Here is a 13,352-nt window from a genome sequence, read left to right as displayed (position 1 = left end):
TGGCCTCCGTCCAGCCAGCATCTTGAATCACAATCACGCCGCTTTGGGAATCCTACGATTCTCTCAAGAGATGAAACGCTCTAGCACCTGCTCGGTGGTCGGTCCCAAGCCAATTTTCTGCCTGCCGCGCTCCACGTCATTGCAAGACGTTCAAATTTGAGCTTCCGCACTCATGCTTTGTCGAGAGTATCTCCGTAAGTTTTAGCCGTTCTGACGGCGAAATAGGAGAACGCAATGACTCGCAATCACGTTGAACGTCTTGGAGAGTTCAGGGAAATCCTGGTCACAACTCGACGCGAAGGTGTCCGTAACGTCCATCATACTCGCGACGCAATGCGGGCAAGTGGCTTTCAGATCGGGGACAGCGACGGCTCCAGCTACGGAGCCGAGTTGAAGGCGCTCCAAGAGGAAATTGAGGCAGTCGATCGCGCCATCGAAGACGAGAAGCGGTTGGCCTTGGCCCTTGAGGGCGCTGCTCAACCCCGCCGAACGACTAAACCGAGAATCGTGAAGAGAGCATAGAGTCAGGTTAGGGCCTTGCCCCGTCGCGTCGATCGCCTGCGACATCGTATAGGGCTGGTCGCCGCCGTGGTGCAGCGCCCTGACAGCGGACGTTCCGTTTTCGGCAAATTTCGGTCGTTCGATGACCAGTATTCCCGTGGCGCCTATGTCGCTGTGTGCTCGTTTCCACCTGCCGGCTTCGGGATGACCCGCTGGGAAGACTCTATTCGGTTTAATCGCCATCCGGCAATTGCATGTCGGTGATGATGTTCTCGCCGTTTGTCTCGTCATAGGCGATCACGATATCCATGCCGGGTTTCAGCGCTTCGAGATCGGTTTCGGGATTCAGCTTGTAGGATTTGCCGTCGTCGAGTGTCAGCGTCAGCGTTTCCTTGTCGACCGCCTTGATCAGTCCCTCGGTTTGACCGGCGAAGGCGGCGGTGGAAATCAGCAATGTGGCGGCAACGGCGCCGATCAGGATACGCATCATCGTCCTCTTATCATTGCGCCGGCACGGTGGCGGCGGGTGTTCAACGGGCAGATGGAGCAGACCAGAAACCAACCGAATGTGTCAAAACTAAATCCGCCGCATCACAGTTTGACCACTGCGGAAAACGCCAATAGAACGCAGACTACAGCGCCGCGCGTCCTGACGCGCAAAAGACGCTGTAGCACTTTTGATTTGCGCAGGATCCTTTCCGAAAGTCGCTCCGATTTTCAGGGTCATGCGCTAAGCTGGCTCCGATGCCGGCAGGGCTGGATCCATGTCTCACAACACGTTTGGCCATCTTTTCCGCGTCACCACCTGGGGCGAGAGCCATGGCGCAGCGCTCGGCTGCGTGGTCGACGGCTGTCCACCCGGCATCCGCTTTACGCTGGAGGAGATTCAGGCCGAGCTCGACAAGCGCCGTCCCGGTCAATCGCGTTTTGTCACGCAGCGCCGCGAACCCGACGAGGTCAAGGTCCTGTCCGGCTTCATCCTGGATGAGGACGGCGAGACCATGATCACCACCGGCACGCCGGTGTCGATGATGATCGAGAATGTCGACCAGCGCTCCAAGGACTATGGCGAGATCGCCCGCCAGTATCGGCCGGGTCATGCCGATTATACCTACGACACCAAATACGGCCTGCGCGATCATCGCGGTGGCGGCCGCTCTTCGGCCCGCGAGACGGCGGCGCGGGTGGCGGCCGGAGCCTTGGCCCGCAAGGTCGTGCCCGGCATGACCGTGCGCGGCGCATTGGTGTCGATGGGCGAAAAACGAATAGACCGCGCCAACTGGAACTGGAATTTCGTCGGCGATGCCGAAAACCCGTTCTTCACGCCCGATCCGGCCTCAGTCGCCGTGTTCGCCGCGTATCTCGACGGCATCCGCAAGGCGGGTTCGTCGGTCGGTGCGGTTATCGAGATCGTTGCCGACGGCGTTCCGGCAGGCCTCGGAGCGCCGATCTACGCCAAGCTCGACCAGGATATCGCCTCGGGCCTGATGTCGATCAACGCCGTCAAGGGTGTCGAGATCGGCAACGGCTTCGAGGCCGCCCTCATCACCGGCGAAGAGAATGCCGACGAGATGCGCATGGGCAATGACGGCAAGCCGGTCTTCCTGTCCAACAATGCCGGCGGTATCCTCGGCGGCATCTCGACCGGCCAGGCGATCGTCGCCCGCTTTGCCGTCAAGCCAACCTCGTCGATCCTGACCCCGCGGAAGTCGATCGACAAGGACGGCAACGACATCGAGATCATGACTAAGGGCCGGCACGACCCGTGTGTCGGCATCCGCGCCGTGCCGATCGGCGAGGCGATGGTTGCCTGCGCGATCGCCGATCACTATTTGCGTCATCGGGGACAGACGGGAAGGCAGTAGGGCAGTAGGGCCCGTTGTCGCTGAGCCCCCAGTCATTTTTTCCTTTCCCCTACTCTCTTACTGCCCTATTCCCCTACTCCCTGCGAGTGAAACGAGCGCCCATGCCTTACGACCAGAAGAAAATCGTCGAAGCTCTGCGCGCCTTCGAACGCGGCGAGATTGTCGTCGTCATGGACGATGATGGACGCGAGAACGAAGGCGATTTGATCGTCGCGGCCGTCCATTGCACGCCGGAGAAGATGGCCTTCATCGTCCGCAACACCTCCGGCATCGTCTGCACGCCGATGCCGCGCGAGGAAGCCAAGCGGCTCAACCTGCAGCCGATGGTCGCCGACAATGATTCGGCCCACACCACCGCCTTCACCGTCAGCGTCGATTTCAAGCACGGCACCACAACGGGCATTTCGGCCGACGACCGCACGCTGACCGTGCGCAACCTCGCCAACGGCAATGTCGGCGCTTCCGACTTCGTCCGCCCCGGCCACATCTTTCCGCTGATCGCTAGGGAAGGCGGCGTGCTGATGCGTTCGGGCCACACCGAGGCTGCGGTCGACCTCTGCAAGCTCGCCGGCCTGCCGCCGATCGGCGTCATTTCCGAGCTGGTCAACGACGACGGTACCGTCATGCGCGGACCGCAGGTGCAGGCCTTCGCCGAAAAGAACGGGTTGAAGCAGATTTCGGTCGCCGACCTCATCGCCTACCGCCAGCGCAAGGAAACGCTGGTCGAGCGCGTTGCCTGTTCCGAAATCGACACGCCTGGCGGCAAGGCGCAGGTCTTTACCTACACGCTGCCCTGGGACTCGATGCACCATGTGGCGATCGTCTTCGGCGATATCCGCGACGGCGAGGAGGTGCCGGTGCGGCTGCATTCCGAGGACGTGGTGACCGACGTCTTCGGCACCAGCCACAGGCTGGACGGCATCATGAAATCGATGGGGGAGCGCAAGCGCGGCGTCATCGTTTATCTGCGCGAGGGCTCGGTCGGCGTCGCCCATCAGGAGCGCAACCGGCCGGCTGCCGGCGACCGCGAGGATCATGAAGAGGCGCGTCGCCGCGAAAACGAATGGCGCGAGATCGGTCTCGGCGCGCAAATCTTGAAGGATCTGGGCATTTCCTCGATCAACCTGATCGCTTCGCGCGAACGCCATTATGTCGGGTTGGAAGGTTTTGGCATCCATATCGCCAACACCGAGATCCTCTAGGCGGGCCCAGCGACGCTGGCATTCGTCCGGCCCTGTCGGGACCGGACGTACAGCCGGACATTATTCAGCAGGAACCGCGGCTGCCTCGCATGCGGAGGTGTCGCAATCCCGTGTGGCAAGGCTGCGCTGGCCGGCGAGCACGATGACCAGCGCGATTGCGCCCGCCGCCACCGACACCAGAAACCCGCTCTGCGCGCCGAAGGCGTCCACCACCCAGCCGGCGGCGAAGGAGCCGAGCGCCATGCCGATGCCTATGCCGGTCATCACCCAGGTGACACCCTCAGTCAGCATCGCCTCCGGCACGCGCCGCTCGATCAGGCCGAATGCCGTGATGAAGGTCGGCGAGATCGCTACGCCGCTGACGAAGACGGCCAGCGCCAGAAGAGGCACCGTGTCGGCGACGAGCAGCGGCAGCGCGGTGAGCGCAATGATTGCGACCGCGATGGCGAGCTGAATTTGCAGCGGCGTTTTCAGGTTCAGGGCACCGATGACAATACCGACCACGAACGATCCGAGCGCGTAGACGCCGATGACGAGGCTGGCGGCGCCCGGCTGGCCGAGCTCCTTGGTGATCGCGACGGTGCTCACCTCCGTGGTTGCGAAGGTCGCGCCGATAAAGATCAGGGCCAAGGTGATGATTTGGACTGGCCGCAGGCGGATTGCCGAGCCGCCCGAACCAAGTTCCACCGGTCGCACTCGCGGCTCGGTCGAGCGCTGCATGATGAAGGCGGTCGAGCCGAAGGCGAGAAACAACGTGCTCGCCAACATTCCCGCTTCCGGGAAAAGGGCGACGCTCAGGCCTACCGACAGCGAAGCCCCGGAGATGTAGACCAGCTCGTCGGCCGCCGACTCGAAAGCGAACGCGGTGTTCATCTCGGGGCGATCCCGGAAGAGCTCTGTCCAGCGCGCGCGCACCATTGCGGGGATGCTGGGCATCGCGGCGGCCAGCAGCGCTGACGCGAACAGTGTCCATATCGGCCAGTCCTGATTGGCCGCTGCAATCAGCACTACAAAAGCGAGCACGGAAATGACGGTGGTGGGCACCACAATCCGAGCCTGGCCGAGCCGGTCGACCAGCCGCGATATCTGCGGCGCGGCAAAAGCATTGGCCAGCGCATATGTCGCGGAGACGGCGCCGGCCAGCCAGTACTCGCCATGTGTCTGCGACAGCATCGCGACGATCCCGATCGGAGCCATGGCCATCGGCATCCGGGCAACGAAGCCGGCAGCGGCGAAGCCTTTGGCTCCCCTTGCCTTGAAGATTTCGCGATAGGGATTGGGCATGTGAATACTCCTGGATTTTTGAGGCCGGGCCACTTATATACGTGGCGTATGCAAATCAGATAATGGCATACGGGGCGTATGTCAATTAATATACGAGGCGTATGAGAAAGAAGGGGCAATGGCGCACAAACCACGCAAAGAGATGATCACCGAGACCCGCGCCAAGCTGGTCGCTGCGGCGCGCCATGCCTTTGGCACTGTCGGCTATGCCGAGGCCTCGATGGACGACTTCACCGCATCGGCCGGGCTGACGCGCGGCGCGCTTTATCACCACTTCGGCGACAAGAAGGGCCTTCTCCAGGCAGTTATCGCCGAGATCGATGCGGAAATGTTGGCCCGGCTGAAAATCGTTTCGGCCAGGGCGGACACTCTCTGGCAGGGTTTTGTCGACGAATGCACCGCCTACATCGAGATGGCGCTGGAACCGGAGATTCAGCGTATTGTGCTTCGCGATGGGCCGGCGGTGCTCGGCGATCCTTCGCAATGGCCGAGCCAGAACGTATGCATCCGCTCGATGAGCGAGAACCTTCAAAAGCTAAGGGACGAGGGAACCATCGTTGCCGTCGATCCCGAAGCCGCAGCAAGGCTGGTCAGCGGCGCCTCGCTGCATGCGGCGCAGTGGATCGCAAATTCGGAGGATCCTGAAGCGACGTCGAAAAAGGCGGTGAAGGCGTTTAATGTGCTTTTAGAGGGGCTGCTCAAGCAAGGCCGCAGGCCTGGTCGTCCGCAAGTACTGGCTGAGATTGGAGAAGAGGGCCATCCCCGAGCGGAGGTCGGGGCATAATAGGACGGCTCGCGCTAGATCTAACCAGCACCCGGCATCTAAAGCCTGTTGAACGTCTGCCTTTGGTGGCGTCAAAACATGGTCAAAGCCGCCGGGCGCGCCTATATCGGGGCATGGTCACAAGGCTTTATACCCATCCGATCTTTCTTGAGCATATAACGCCGCCCGGTCATCCGGAGCGGCCGGACCGCCTGCGCGCCATCGAACGCGTGCTCGACGACGGGGCCTTTGCCGCGCTTGATCGTGCCGAGGCGCCGGAAGGCGACGAGGCGACCGTTCTCTACGCGCACCCGCAGGAATTCGTCGATCGGGTCCGCGCAGCGATACCGGATACCGGTATCGCTCGCGTCGACGCCGACACCACCGCCAGCCCGAAAAGCTGGCAAGCTGCGATTACGGCAATAGGTGCCGCCAACGCGGCCGTCGATGACGTTTATCGGGGGCGCGCCGATAATGTTTTTGTCGCTGCGCGGCCGCCCGGCCACCACGCCGAAAAGACCACGGCCATGGGCTTCTGCCTGTTCAACACCGCGGCGATCGCGGCGCGCTACGCGCAAAGGCAGCACCAGGCCGAGCGCGTCGCAATCGTCGACTGGGACGTGCACCACGGCAATGGCACGCAGGACATTTTCTGGGACGATCCGTCGGTGCTCTATTGCTCGACGCACCAGATGCCGCTTTACCCAGGGACCGGGGCCGTGAGCGAGACCGGGGCCGGCAACATCGTCAACGCGCCGCTGGCGCCGCAGACCGGCAGCGAAGTTTTCCGCGATGCTTTCCTGTCGCGTATCTTGCCGGCGCTCGACAATTTCGCGCCCGACCTCATCATAATCTCCGCCGGTTTCGACGCGCATCACCGCGATCCGCTGGCCGAGATCAACCTGACCGAGGACGACTTCGACTGGGCGACCGGCCAGTTGATGCAGCGAGCCGGTCGCCACAGCGACAACCGGCTCGTCAGCCTGCTTGAGGGCGGCTACGATCTGCAGGGATTGGCATTTTCGGTCGCCGCCCATGTCGGGCGACTGATGAAAGGATAGACGATGGATGGTGAGACCAACGAAGACGTCAAGGCGATGAGCTTCGAGCAGGCGCTCGACGCACTGGAGAAAATCGTCGATGATCTGGAGCGCGGCGACGTGCCGCTTGACCAGTCGATCCGCATCTATGAGCGCGGCGAGGCACTGAAGGTGCATTGCGATCGGCTGCTCAAGGCGGCCGAGGACAAGGTCGAGAAGATCAGGCTTTCGCGCGACGGCAAGCCGGTCGGGACAGAGCCGCTGGACGCGGAGTAAGCATGATCCACCCGAAGGTTGCGTTAGCGAACCGATTTTCGGACAAGATCATGCTCAAAGCGAGGATAAAAGCGAGACACGGAGGTCCGGAAAGCAATGTGCAGAAACATCAAGACCCTGTTCAATTTTGATCCGCCGGCAACCAATGACGAGGTCCGCGATGCCGCACTTCAGTTCGTCCGCAAGCTGAGCGGAACGACGCGGCCGTCGAAACAGAACCAGCATGCGTTCGATCATGCTGTCGAGGCCATTGCCGCATCGGCACGCGAACTGCTCGACAGCCTCGAGACGACGCAGCATCCGCGCAATCGCGAAGAGGTGGCGGCCAAGGCGAAAGCCAGGTCCGCACTCCGCTTCGCCTGAGGAAGACCGCATGAGTTTCTTCCCTGGAAACGACCCGCAGGCCGGCGATGCCTTCGCCAGCGACCAGATCGAACTGATGGTCGTTCCGAACGCTAAGGACATTGGCGGCTTCCAGGTCCGCCGCGCTTTGCCGACCGCAAGGCGCCGGCTGGTCGGTCCCTTCATCTTCTTCGACCGCATGGGCCCGGCCATTTTGCGGGCCGGCCAGGCGCTCGACGTCCGTCCGCATCCGCATATCGGCCTGTCGACGGTGACTTACCTGTTCGACGGCAAGATCCGACACCGCGATTCGCTCGGTACCGAAATGGTAATCCAGCCCGGCGACGTGAATTTGATGACCGCCGGCCGCGGTATCGTCCATTCCGAGCGTACGCCGGAAGAGCTGCGCGGCGCGCCTATGTCGGTTTCAGGCCTGCAGACATGGCTGGCGCTGCCCGACGACAAGGAGGAGGTCGCCCCGATTTTCGAGAATACGGCGGCCATCCGCCTGCCCGAGATCGATGCCGACGGCATCAGCGGGCGCGTCGTCATCGGCGCCTTTTCCGGGATGCGGTCTCCGGTTGCGACCGCATCGGACACGCTCTACGCTGACCTCCGCCTGGCACCAGGTGCCAGCGTGAAGATCCCTTCCGATGCCGAAGAGCGCGCCATCTATACGTTGGAAGGCGAGGTTTCGATTACCGGCGACCGCTTTCCGGCGGAGCGGCTGCTGGTGTTCCGGCCCGGCGACGAGATCGTCGTGTCGTCGGAGGGCGGAGCGCATTTCATGCTGTTCGGCGGCGCCTCGCTCGGCTCCAAGCGCTACATCTGGTGGAATTTCGTGTCGTCGTCGAAGGAACGCATCGAACAGGCCAAAGAAGAGTGGAAGACAGGCCGCTTCGACATCGTTCCTGGGGATGAAGAAGAGTTCATTCCGCTGCCGGATAATTAGAATGCTAAGCATCTTTTTGGATGCGCTGAGGGCGCTCTAGCACTTTGGATTTACACCGCGTCATTGACACGCATTTACATTCGCCGGCCAGCGGCCTATTTCGCGTATGAATAAAAAGCAGGCCCCACCGCCAGTGAACGCAAAGCTCCATACGCCGCTTCTCGACAAGGTCCGCATCCCGGCCGACCTCAGGACGCTTGACGAGGGTGATCTGCCGCAGTTGGCATCGGAGCTTCGCACCGAATTGATCGATGCGGTGTCCCACACCGGCGGACATCTCGGCGCTGGTCTTGGCGTGGTCGAACTGACGGTCGCGTTGCACTATGTCTTCAACACGCCCGACGACCGGCTGATCTGGGATGTCGGTCACCAGGCCTATCCGCACAAGATCCTGACCGGCCGCCGCGACCGTATCCGCACGCTGCGACAAGAGGGCGGCCTGTCCGGTTTCACCCAGCGCGCCGAGAGCGAATACGATCCGTTCGGCGCCGCCCACTCCTCGACCTCCATTTCCGCCGGGCTCGGCATGGCAATGGCGCGCGACCTCTCCGGTGGCCGCAACAATGTCATTGCCGTCATCGGCGACGGCGCCATGTCGGCCGGCATGGCGTATGAGGCTATGAACAATGCCGGCGCACTCGATGCCCGGCTGATCGTCATCCTCAACGACAATGACATGTCTATCGCGCCGCCGACCGGCGCGATGAGCGCCTATCTGGCCCGCCTTGCGTCGGGCAAGGCCTATCTGGGCTTGCGCGATTTCGGCAAGAAGCTGACTTCCTATCTGGGTGAACGCGCCGATCGCGCCATCAAGCGAGCGGTCGAACATGCGCGCGGCTACGTCACCGGCGGCACATTGTTCGAGGAAATGGGTTTCTACCACATCGGCCCGATCGATGGTCACAATCTCGAGCACCTGATCCCGGTGCTGAAGAACGTCCGCGATAATGCCGACGGCCCGGTGCTGATCCACGTCGTCACCCAGAAGGGCAAGGGCTATGGGCCGGCCGAGGCGGCCGCCGACAAATATCACGGTGTCAACAAGTTCGACGTCATCACCGGCGCGCAGGCCAAGGCGCCGGCCAACGCGCCGAGCTACACGAAGGTCTTTGCCGAAAGCCTGATTCAGGAAGGCCGGGAGGATGATCGCATCGTCGCCGTCACCGCCGCCATGCCGCAAGGCACCGGCCTCGACCTTTTTGGCGAGGCGTTCCCGGCGAGAACCTTCGACGTCGGCATCGCCGAGCAGCACGCGGTGACCTTTGCCGCCGGCCTTGCCACGGAAGGCTTCAAGCCTTTTGCCGCAATCTATTCGACTTTCCTGCAGCGCGCCTACGATCAGGTCGTCCATGACGTGGCGATCCAGAAACTGCCGGTGCGCTTTCCGATCGATCGCGCCGGCTTCGTCGGCGCCGACGGGGCGACCCATTGCGGCGCCTTCGACACGACCTTTCTGGCGACGCTGCCTGGTTTCGTCGTCATGGCCGCGGCGGACGAGGCGGAACTGCGCCACATGGTGCGCACGGCGGCAAGCTATGATGACGGCCCCATCGCTTTCCGTTATCCGCGCGGTAACGGCGTTGGCGTCGATATGCCGGAGCGCGGCTCCGTACTCGAAATCGGCAAGGGTCGCATCGTCAGGGAAGGCACCAAGGTCGCCCTGCTCTCCTTCGGCACGCGGTTGCAGGATTGCCTGTCTGCGGCCGAGGAGCTCGGTGCGGCAGGGCTTTCCACCACGGTCGCCGATGCTCGTTTCGCCAAGCCGCTCGATGAGGATCTGATCCGGCGGCTGGCGCGCTCGCACGAAGTGCTGGTAACAGTGGAAGAGGGCGCGGTCGGTGGCTTCGCCAGCCACGTGCTGCAATTCCTGGCGCATGAAGGGCTGTTGGAAAACGGCCTGAAGGTACGCCCGCTCGTGTTGCCCGACACCTTCGTCGATCACGCCAAGCCCGAGAAGATGTACGCCGACGCCGGGCTGGACGCTGCCGGCATCGTGCGCACGGTCTTCTTGGCGCTGGGACACACCGCCAGCGCGCAAAGCGCCTGATCTGGCGGCCTGACGCGGCTTTCCGAAGATGTTCGTTGTCTTCCCTTGCCTTCGTGACCGGCTTTCGCCATGAAAGCCGATGAACTCCCCTTTGCCAGCCAGCATACGCCAGCGGCTCGACGAACTGCTCGTCGCGCGCGGCCTGTTCCCCAGCCGCTCTCGTGCCCGTGACGCGATCGAGCGCGGCACGGTGATGGTCGATGGTGTCATCGCCCGCAAGCCCGGCCAGACCGTCTTGGCGGATTGCCTCATCGCCATCGATGATCCGGCGCAGGGTTACGTGTCGCGCGCGGCGCTGAAGCTGATCGCCGGGCTCGACCATTTCGGTCTCGATCCCGCCGGCAGCGAAGCGCTCGACGTCGGCGCCTCGACCGGCGGCTTCACTCAGGTCTTGCTCGAACGCGGCGCAGCACATGTCACGGCGATCGACGTCGGCCATGGCCAGATCCATCCGGATATCGCTGGTGACCCGCGCGTGACGGTGATCGAGGGCCTGAATGCCCGTGATCTGTCGGCAGCCGATCTTGCGGATCGCATTCCGGATTTCATCGTCTGTGATGTCAGTTTCATCTCGCTGAAACTGGCGCTGCCGCCTGCGCTCGCCATTGCCAGGAGCGGCGCCAGAGCAATATTTCTGGTCAAGCCGCAATTCGAGGCGGGCCGTGAGGCGATCGGCAAGGGCGGCTTGCTGAAAGACCCCTACGATGCCGCGCGGATTGCCGGCCTACTGCAAGATTGGCTCGACGGCATCCCCGGCTGGCGCTCGCTAGGCCTGCTTCTGTCGCCAATCGAGGGCGGCGACGGCAATCGCGAATTCCTGCTCGCCGGGAGCAAGGACGCCAGAGCCGAGAACAGGGGGATCTGAGGCCGATGAACGCGCGCTTCACGATCACAAGACTGGGCTCCCAGGGCGACGGCGTTGCCGAGACCGAAACCGGCGAACTTTTCATTCCGTTCACGCTGCCCGGTGAAACCGTCACCGCAGCGCGCGAAAAGGACCGCGCCACGCTGATGTCGGTGCTGGAGGCTTCGCCGCTTCGCATCGATCCCGCCTGCCGGCATTTCACCGAATGCGGCGGCTGCGCCATCCAGCATATCGAGGCCGAAGCCTATCATCGGTGGAAGCGCGACAAGGTTGCGCATGCGCTCAGCAGCAAGGGCATCGCCTGCGACATTGACGCGCTGGTGCCATGCGCGCCGCAGACGCGCCGGCGCGTCGTGTTCACCGCCCGGCGGAGCGAGGCCGGCATGCGGCTCGGCTTCGTTCGCGCGCTGTCGTCGGAAATCATTTCCATCGAGGAATGCCCGATCTCTCTGCCCGAGATCGTCGCAAGCCTCGACCGTCTGAAAGCACTCGCCGAATTGGTTTGCGCAACGACGAAATCATTCCGCATGACGGTCACGGTGACCGGTTCTGGCCTCGATGTCGCAGTTCACGAGTCCGGCAAGCTTGGCGAGAACCAGCGGCGCGTCGCCTCCAACTTCGTCATCGCTCAGGGGCTGGCCAGGCTTTCGATCGACGGCGAGATCATCATCGAGCCCAAAAAGCCGGTTGTCATGTTCGGTGACGTCGCTGTCGCGGTGCCGCCGGGCGCCTTCCTGCAGGCCACCGAGGCCGCCGAGCAGGCGATGGCGGACATCGTCGGCCGGCACCTCGCGCGCGCCAAAAAGGTCGCCGATCTCTTCGCCGGCTGCGGCAGCTTTGCACTACGCCTCGCCGCGAAGTCGGAAGTCCACGCGGTGGAGGGTGACGCGCCGGCCCTTGCAGCTCTCGACCGCGCCTTTCGTTTCGCTAGCGGCCTGAAGCGGGTGACCAGCGAACGCCGAGACCTGTTCCGGCGGCCGCTGACTTTCAAGGAGCTGAATGCCTTCGACGGCGTTGTCTTCGATCCGCCACGCGCCGGTGCGGAGGACCAGTCGAAGCAGATCGCCCGTTCCGATGTGCCGCTCGTCGCCGCAGTCTCCTGCAATCCGGTGACGTTGGCGCGCGACCTGCGCATCCTCATCGACGGCGGCTATGTGCTGAAAAGCGTGACGCCGATCGACCAGTTCCTGTGGTCGCCGCATGTCGAGGCCGTCGCGCTGTTGGAGAAGCCGAGGCGAAGGCGATAGCGTCCAGGAATGCAGTTTGGCATCCATTGAGCTTGAAATGCGCCTTGGTTGAGCATATTTTGACGAGATGTTGTCAAAACGCGGTAGGAAATCGCCATGGCAGTAGCCCTCGACATTCCAGCGTCGCGCTTCGGCGAGGAGCGCACGCCGTTTCTCTCGGCAAGGCGGGTCGCCGAACTGCTCGGCGTCAACCTGACGGAACTGGCCGGCCTGATCGGTGTCGCGCGCAACACACTTGCCGCCAAGGCCGGCGCCCGCAAGGTCGACGCTGCACTTAGTCCCGTCGTTCGCATTCTGGCGATGGCGGGCGAAATGGCCGGCAATGAGCAGCGTGCGGCGATCTGGTTCAAGCATCAGCCGATCCCCGGCTGGGCCGGCAAGACCGCCTACGATCTGGTTCGGGAAGGCAAGACGGATAAGGTCCTTGCCTATCTGGAGGCAGTCCGCTCCGGCATCTATGCCTGAAACCAGGTTGAGCCTATGGCGTGCCTTCGTACCACGTTGGGCGCATCTGCCGCTTTCCGGTGAGGGTGCTGCCCGCTTCGGCGGACGCTGGAATCCGCTGGGCGCCCCAACGATCTATGCGGCACGGGAATTGTCCACCGCCTGGGCCGAATACAATCAGGGCTTCGTCCAGCATCCGGCGTTGATCGCCCAACTCGAACTTTCAGGCGCGCGGCTGGCCGACCTGACCGACGCCGATACGCTGGCTAAGCTTGGCGTAACGGCGGATATTCACCGATGCGAATGGCGCGACATCATGGATCGAGGCCTGGTGCCTGAAGCGCACACGCTGCGTGCGCGGCTGCTTGCCGGCGGGCTGCACGGAGTGATCTATCCGTCCTTCATGTCGCCCGGTGGTACATGCATCGCGCTCTGGCGATGGAATGAGGACGATGCGCCGCGCCTCGACATCATCGATCCCGACCATCGCCTGCCGAAAACGCCGGCTTCGTGGCTATAACGGG

15 protein-coding genes are annotated in these 13,352 nt (G+C 63.0%); 13 read left to right on the top strand and 2 right to left on the bottom strand.

Annotated elements, in window-relative coordinates; all coding sequences use genetic code 11:
* The first annotated feature begins 234 nt into the window (after positions 1-234).
* Complete coding sequence (locus tag NKH73_RS30220) at positions 235-522, top strand: hypothetical protein (RefSeq protein ID WP_352938689.1); 288 nt, start codon at positions 235-237, stop codon at positions 520-522.
* 211 nt (positions 523-733) lie between these two features.
* On the opposite strand, the gene NKH73_RS30215 is transcribed toward NKH73_RS30220, so the two are convergent.
* A complete protein-coding gene (locus tag NKH73_RS30215) occupies positions 734-988 on the bottom strand; it encodes a DUF1344 domain-containing protein (RefSeq protein WP_352938687.1) in 255 nt (84 codons plus the stop codon).
* A gap of 277 nt (positions 989-1,265) precedes the next feature.
* Between NKH73_RS30215 and aroC the strand changes: the two genes are divergently transcribed.
* Both aroC and ribB read left to right on the top strand, forming a co-directional pair.
* A complete protein-coding gene (aroC, locus tag NKH73_RS30210; RefSeq protein ID WP_352938685.1) occupies positions 1,266-2,366 on the top strand; it encodes a chorismate synthase in 1,101 nt (366 codons plus the stop codon).
* Between the two features lie 101 nt (positions 2,367-2,467).
* The gene (gene ribB, locus NKH73_RS30205) at positions 2,468-3,568 is read left to right on the top strand and encodes a 3,4-dihydroxy-2-butanone-4-phosphate synthase (RefSeq protein ID WP_352938683.1); all 1,101 of its coding nucleotides are present in this window, start codon (positions 2,468-2,470) and stop codon (positions 3,566-3,568) included.
* A 60-nt stretch (positions 3,569-3,628) separates the two neighbouring features.
* On the opposite strand, the gene NKH73_RS30200 is transcribed toward ribB, so the two are convergent.
* Positions 3,629-4,852, bottom strand: a complete 1,224-nt coding sequence (locus tag NKH73_RS30200; RefSeq protein WP_352938680.1) for an MFS transporter — start codon at positions 4,850-4,852, stop codon at positions 3,629-3,631.
* 118 nt (positions 4,853-4,970) lie between these two features.
* Between NKH73_RS30200 and NKH73_RS30195 the strand changes: the two genes are divergently transcribed.
* The 10 genes from NKH73_RS30195 to NKH73_RS30150 all read left to right on the top strand — a co-directional run bounded on the left by NKH73_RS30195 (position 4,971) and on the right by NKH73_RS30150 (position 13,348).
* Positions 4,971-5,636 carry a TetR/AcrR family transcriptional regulator gene (locus NKH73_RS30195; protein ID WP_352938677.1) on the top strand — a complete coding sequence of 222 codons (666 nt, stop codon included), beginning with the start codon at positions 4,971-4,973 and terminating at the stop codon, positions 5,634-5,636.
* A 113-nt stretch (positions 5,637-5,749) separates the two neighbouring features.
* Entirely contained in the window at positions 5,750-6,676 is a 927-nt protein-coding gene (locus tag NKH73_RS30190) for a histone deacetylase family protein (protein ID WP_352938674.1), read from the top strand.
* 3 nt (positions 6,677-6,679) lie between these two features.
* Positions 6,680-6,931, top strand: coding sequence for an exodeoxyribonuclease VII small subunit (locus NKH73_RS30185; RefSeq protein WP_352938671.1), 252 nt, complete (start codon positions 6,680-6,682; stop codon positions 6,929-6,931).
* Positions 6,932-7,027: 96 nt separating this feature from the next.
* Positions 7,028-7,294, top strand: coding sequence for a DUF2277 domain-containing protein (locus NKH73_RS30180; protein ID WP_126039692.1), 267 nt, complete (start codon positions 7,028-7,030; stop codon positions 7,292-7,294).
* 10 nt (positions 7,295-7,304) lie between these two features.
* Positions 7,305-8,225 (top strand): pirin family protein, encoded by a 921-nt coding sequence (locus tag NKH73_RS30175; RefSeq protein ID WP_352938669.1) that lies wholly within the window; start codon positions 7,305-7,307, stop codon positions 8,223-8,225.
* 106 nt (positions 8,226-8,331) lie between these two features.
* Positions 8,332-10,272, top strand: a complete 1,941-nt coding sequence (dxs, locus tag NKH73_RS30170) for a 1-deoxy-D-xylulose-5-phosphate synthase (RefSeq protein ID WP_352938667.1) — start codon at positions 8,332-8,334, stop codon at positions 10,270-10,272.
* A gap of 79 nt (positions 10,273-10,351) precedes the next feature.
* On the top strand, positions 10,352-11,137 hold the full coding sequence (locus NKH73_RS30165) for a TlyA family RNA methyltransferase (protein WP_352938665.1): 786 nt from the start codon (positions 10,352-10,354) through the stop codon (positions 11,135-11,137).
* Positions 11,138-11,142: 5 nt separating this feature from the next.
* Positions 11,143-12,384 carry a class I SAM-dependent RNA methyltransferase gene (locus NKH73_RS30160; RefSeq protein WP_352938663.1) on the top strand — a complete coding sequence of 414 codons (1,242 nt, stop codon included), beginning with the start codon at positions 11,143-11,145 and terminating at the stop codon, positions 12,382-12,384.
* Between the two features lie 96 nt (positions 12,385-12,480).
* Positions 12,481-12,849 (top strand): antitoxin Xre/MbcA/ParS toxin-binding domain-containing protein, encoded by a 369-nt coding sequence (locus NKH73_RS30155; protein ID WP_126103242.1) that lies wholly within the window; start codon positions 12,481-12,483, stop codon positions 12,847-12,849.
* The gene (locus NKH73_RS30150) at positions 12,842-13,348 is read left to right on the top strand and encodes an RES family NAD+ phosphorylase (RefSeq protein ID WP_352938660.1); all 507 of its coding nucleotides are present in this window, start codon (positions 12,842-12,844) and stop codon (positions 13,346-13,348) included. Before NKH73_RS30155 ends, NKH73_RS30150 begins: the two co-directional genes overlap by 8 nt.
* The last annotated feature ends 4 nt before the right edge of the window (positions 13,349-13,352 follow it).

Origin of the sequence: Mesorhizobium sp. M0938 (genome assembly GCF_040319125.1) — a bacterium.
Taxonomy (GTDB): Bacteria; Pseudomonadota; Alphaproteobacteria; order Rhizobiales; family Rhizobiaceae; genus Mesorhizobium; species Mesorhizobium robiniae.
The sequence above is the reverse complement of the archived record's forward strand: the minus strand, read 5'-3'. Positions and strand labels throughout refer to the sequence as shown.

Coding starts and splice junctions, on each gene's coding strand:
- NKH73_RS30200 (WP_352938680.1), bottom strand. CDS start 4,852: ATGCCCAATCCCTATCGCGAAATCTTCAAGGCAAGGGGAGCCAAAGGC.
- ribB (WP_352938683.1), top strand. CDS start 2,468: ATGCCTTACGACCAGAAGAAAATCGTCGAAGCTCTGCGCGCCTTCGAA.
- NKH73_RS30195 (WP_352938677.1), top strand. CDS start 4,971: ATGGCGCACAAACCACGCAAAGAGATGATCACCGAGACCCGCGCCAAG.
- NKH73_RS30150 (WP_352938660.1), top strand. CDS start 12,842: ATGCCTGAAACCAGGTTGAGCCTATGGCGTGCCTTCGTACCACGTTGG.
- NKH73_RS30155 (WP_126103242.1), top strand. CDS start 12,481: ATGGCAGTAGCCCTCGACATTCCAGCGTCGCGCTTCGGCGAGGAGCGC.
- NKH73_RS30180 (WP_126039692.1), top strand. CDS start 7,028: ATGTGCAGAAACATCAAGACCCTGTTCAATTTTGATCCGCCGGCAACC.
- NKH73_RS30175 (WP_352938669.1), top strand. CDS start 7,305: ATGAGTTTCTTCCCTGGAAACGACCCGCAGGCCGGCGATGCCTTCGCC.
- NKH73_RS30165 (WP_352938665.1), top strand. CDS start 10,352: ATGAACTCCCCTTTGCCAGCCAGCATACGCCAGCGGCTCGACGAACTG.
- NKH73_RS30190 (WP_352938674.1), top strand. CDS start 5,750: ATGGTCACAAGGCTTTATACCCATCCGATCTTTCTTGAGCATATAACG.
- NKH73_RS30215 (WP_352938687.1), bottom strand. CDS start 988: ATGCGTATCCTGATCGGCGCCGTTGCCGCCACATTGCTGATTTCCACC.
- aroC (WP_352938685.1), top strand. CDS start 1,266: ATGTCTCACAACACGTTTGGCCATCTTTTCCGCGTCACCACCTGGGGC.
- NKH73_RS30160 (WP_352938663.1), top strand. CDS start 11,143: ATGAACGCGCGCTTCACGATCACAAGACTGGGCTCCCAGGGCGACGGC.
- dxs (WP_352938667.1), top strand. CDS start 8,332: ATGAATAAAAAGCAGGCCCCACCGCCAGTGAACGCAAAGCTCCATACG.
- NKH73_RS30220 (WP_352938689.1), top strand. CDS start 235: ATGACTCGCAATCACGTTGAACGTCTTGGAGAGTTCAGGGAAATCCTG.
- NKH73_RS30185 (WP_352938671.1), top strand. CDS start 6,680: ATGGATGGTGAGACCAACGAAGACGTCAAGGCGATGAGCTTCGAGCAG.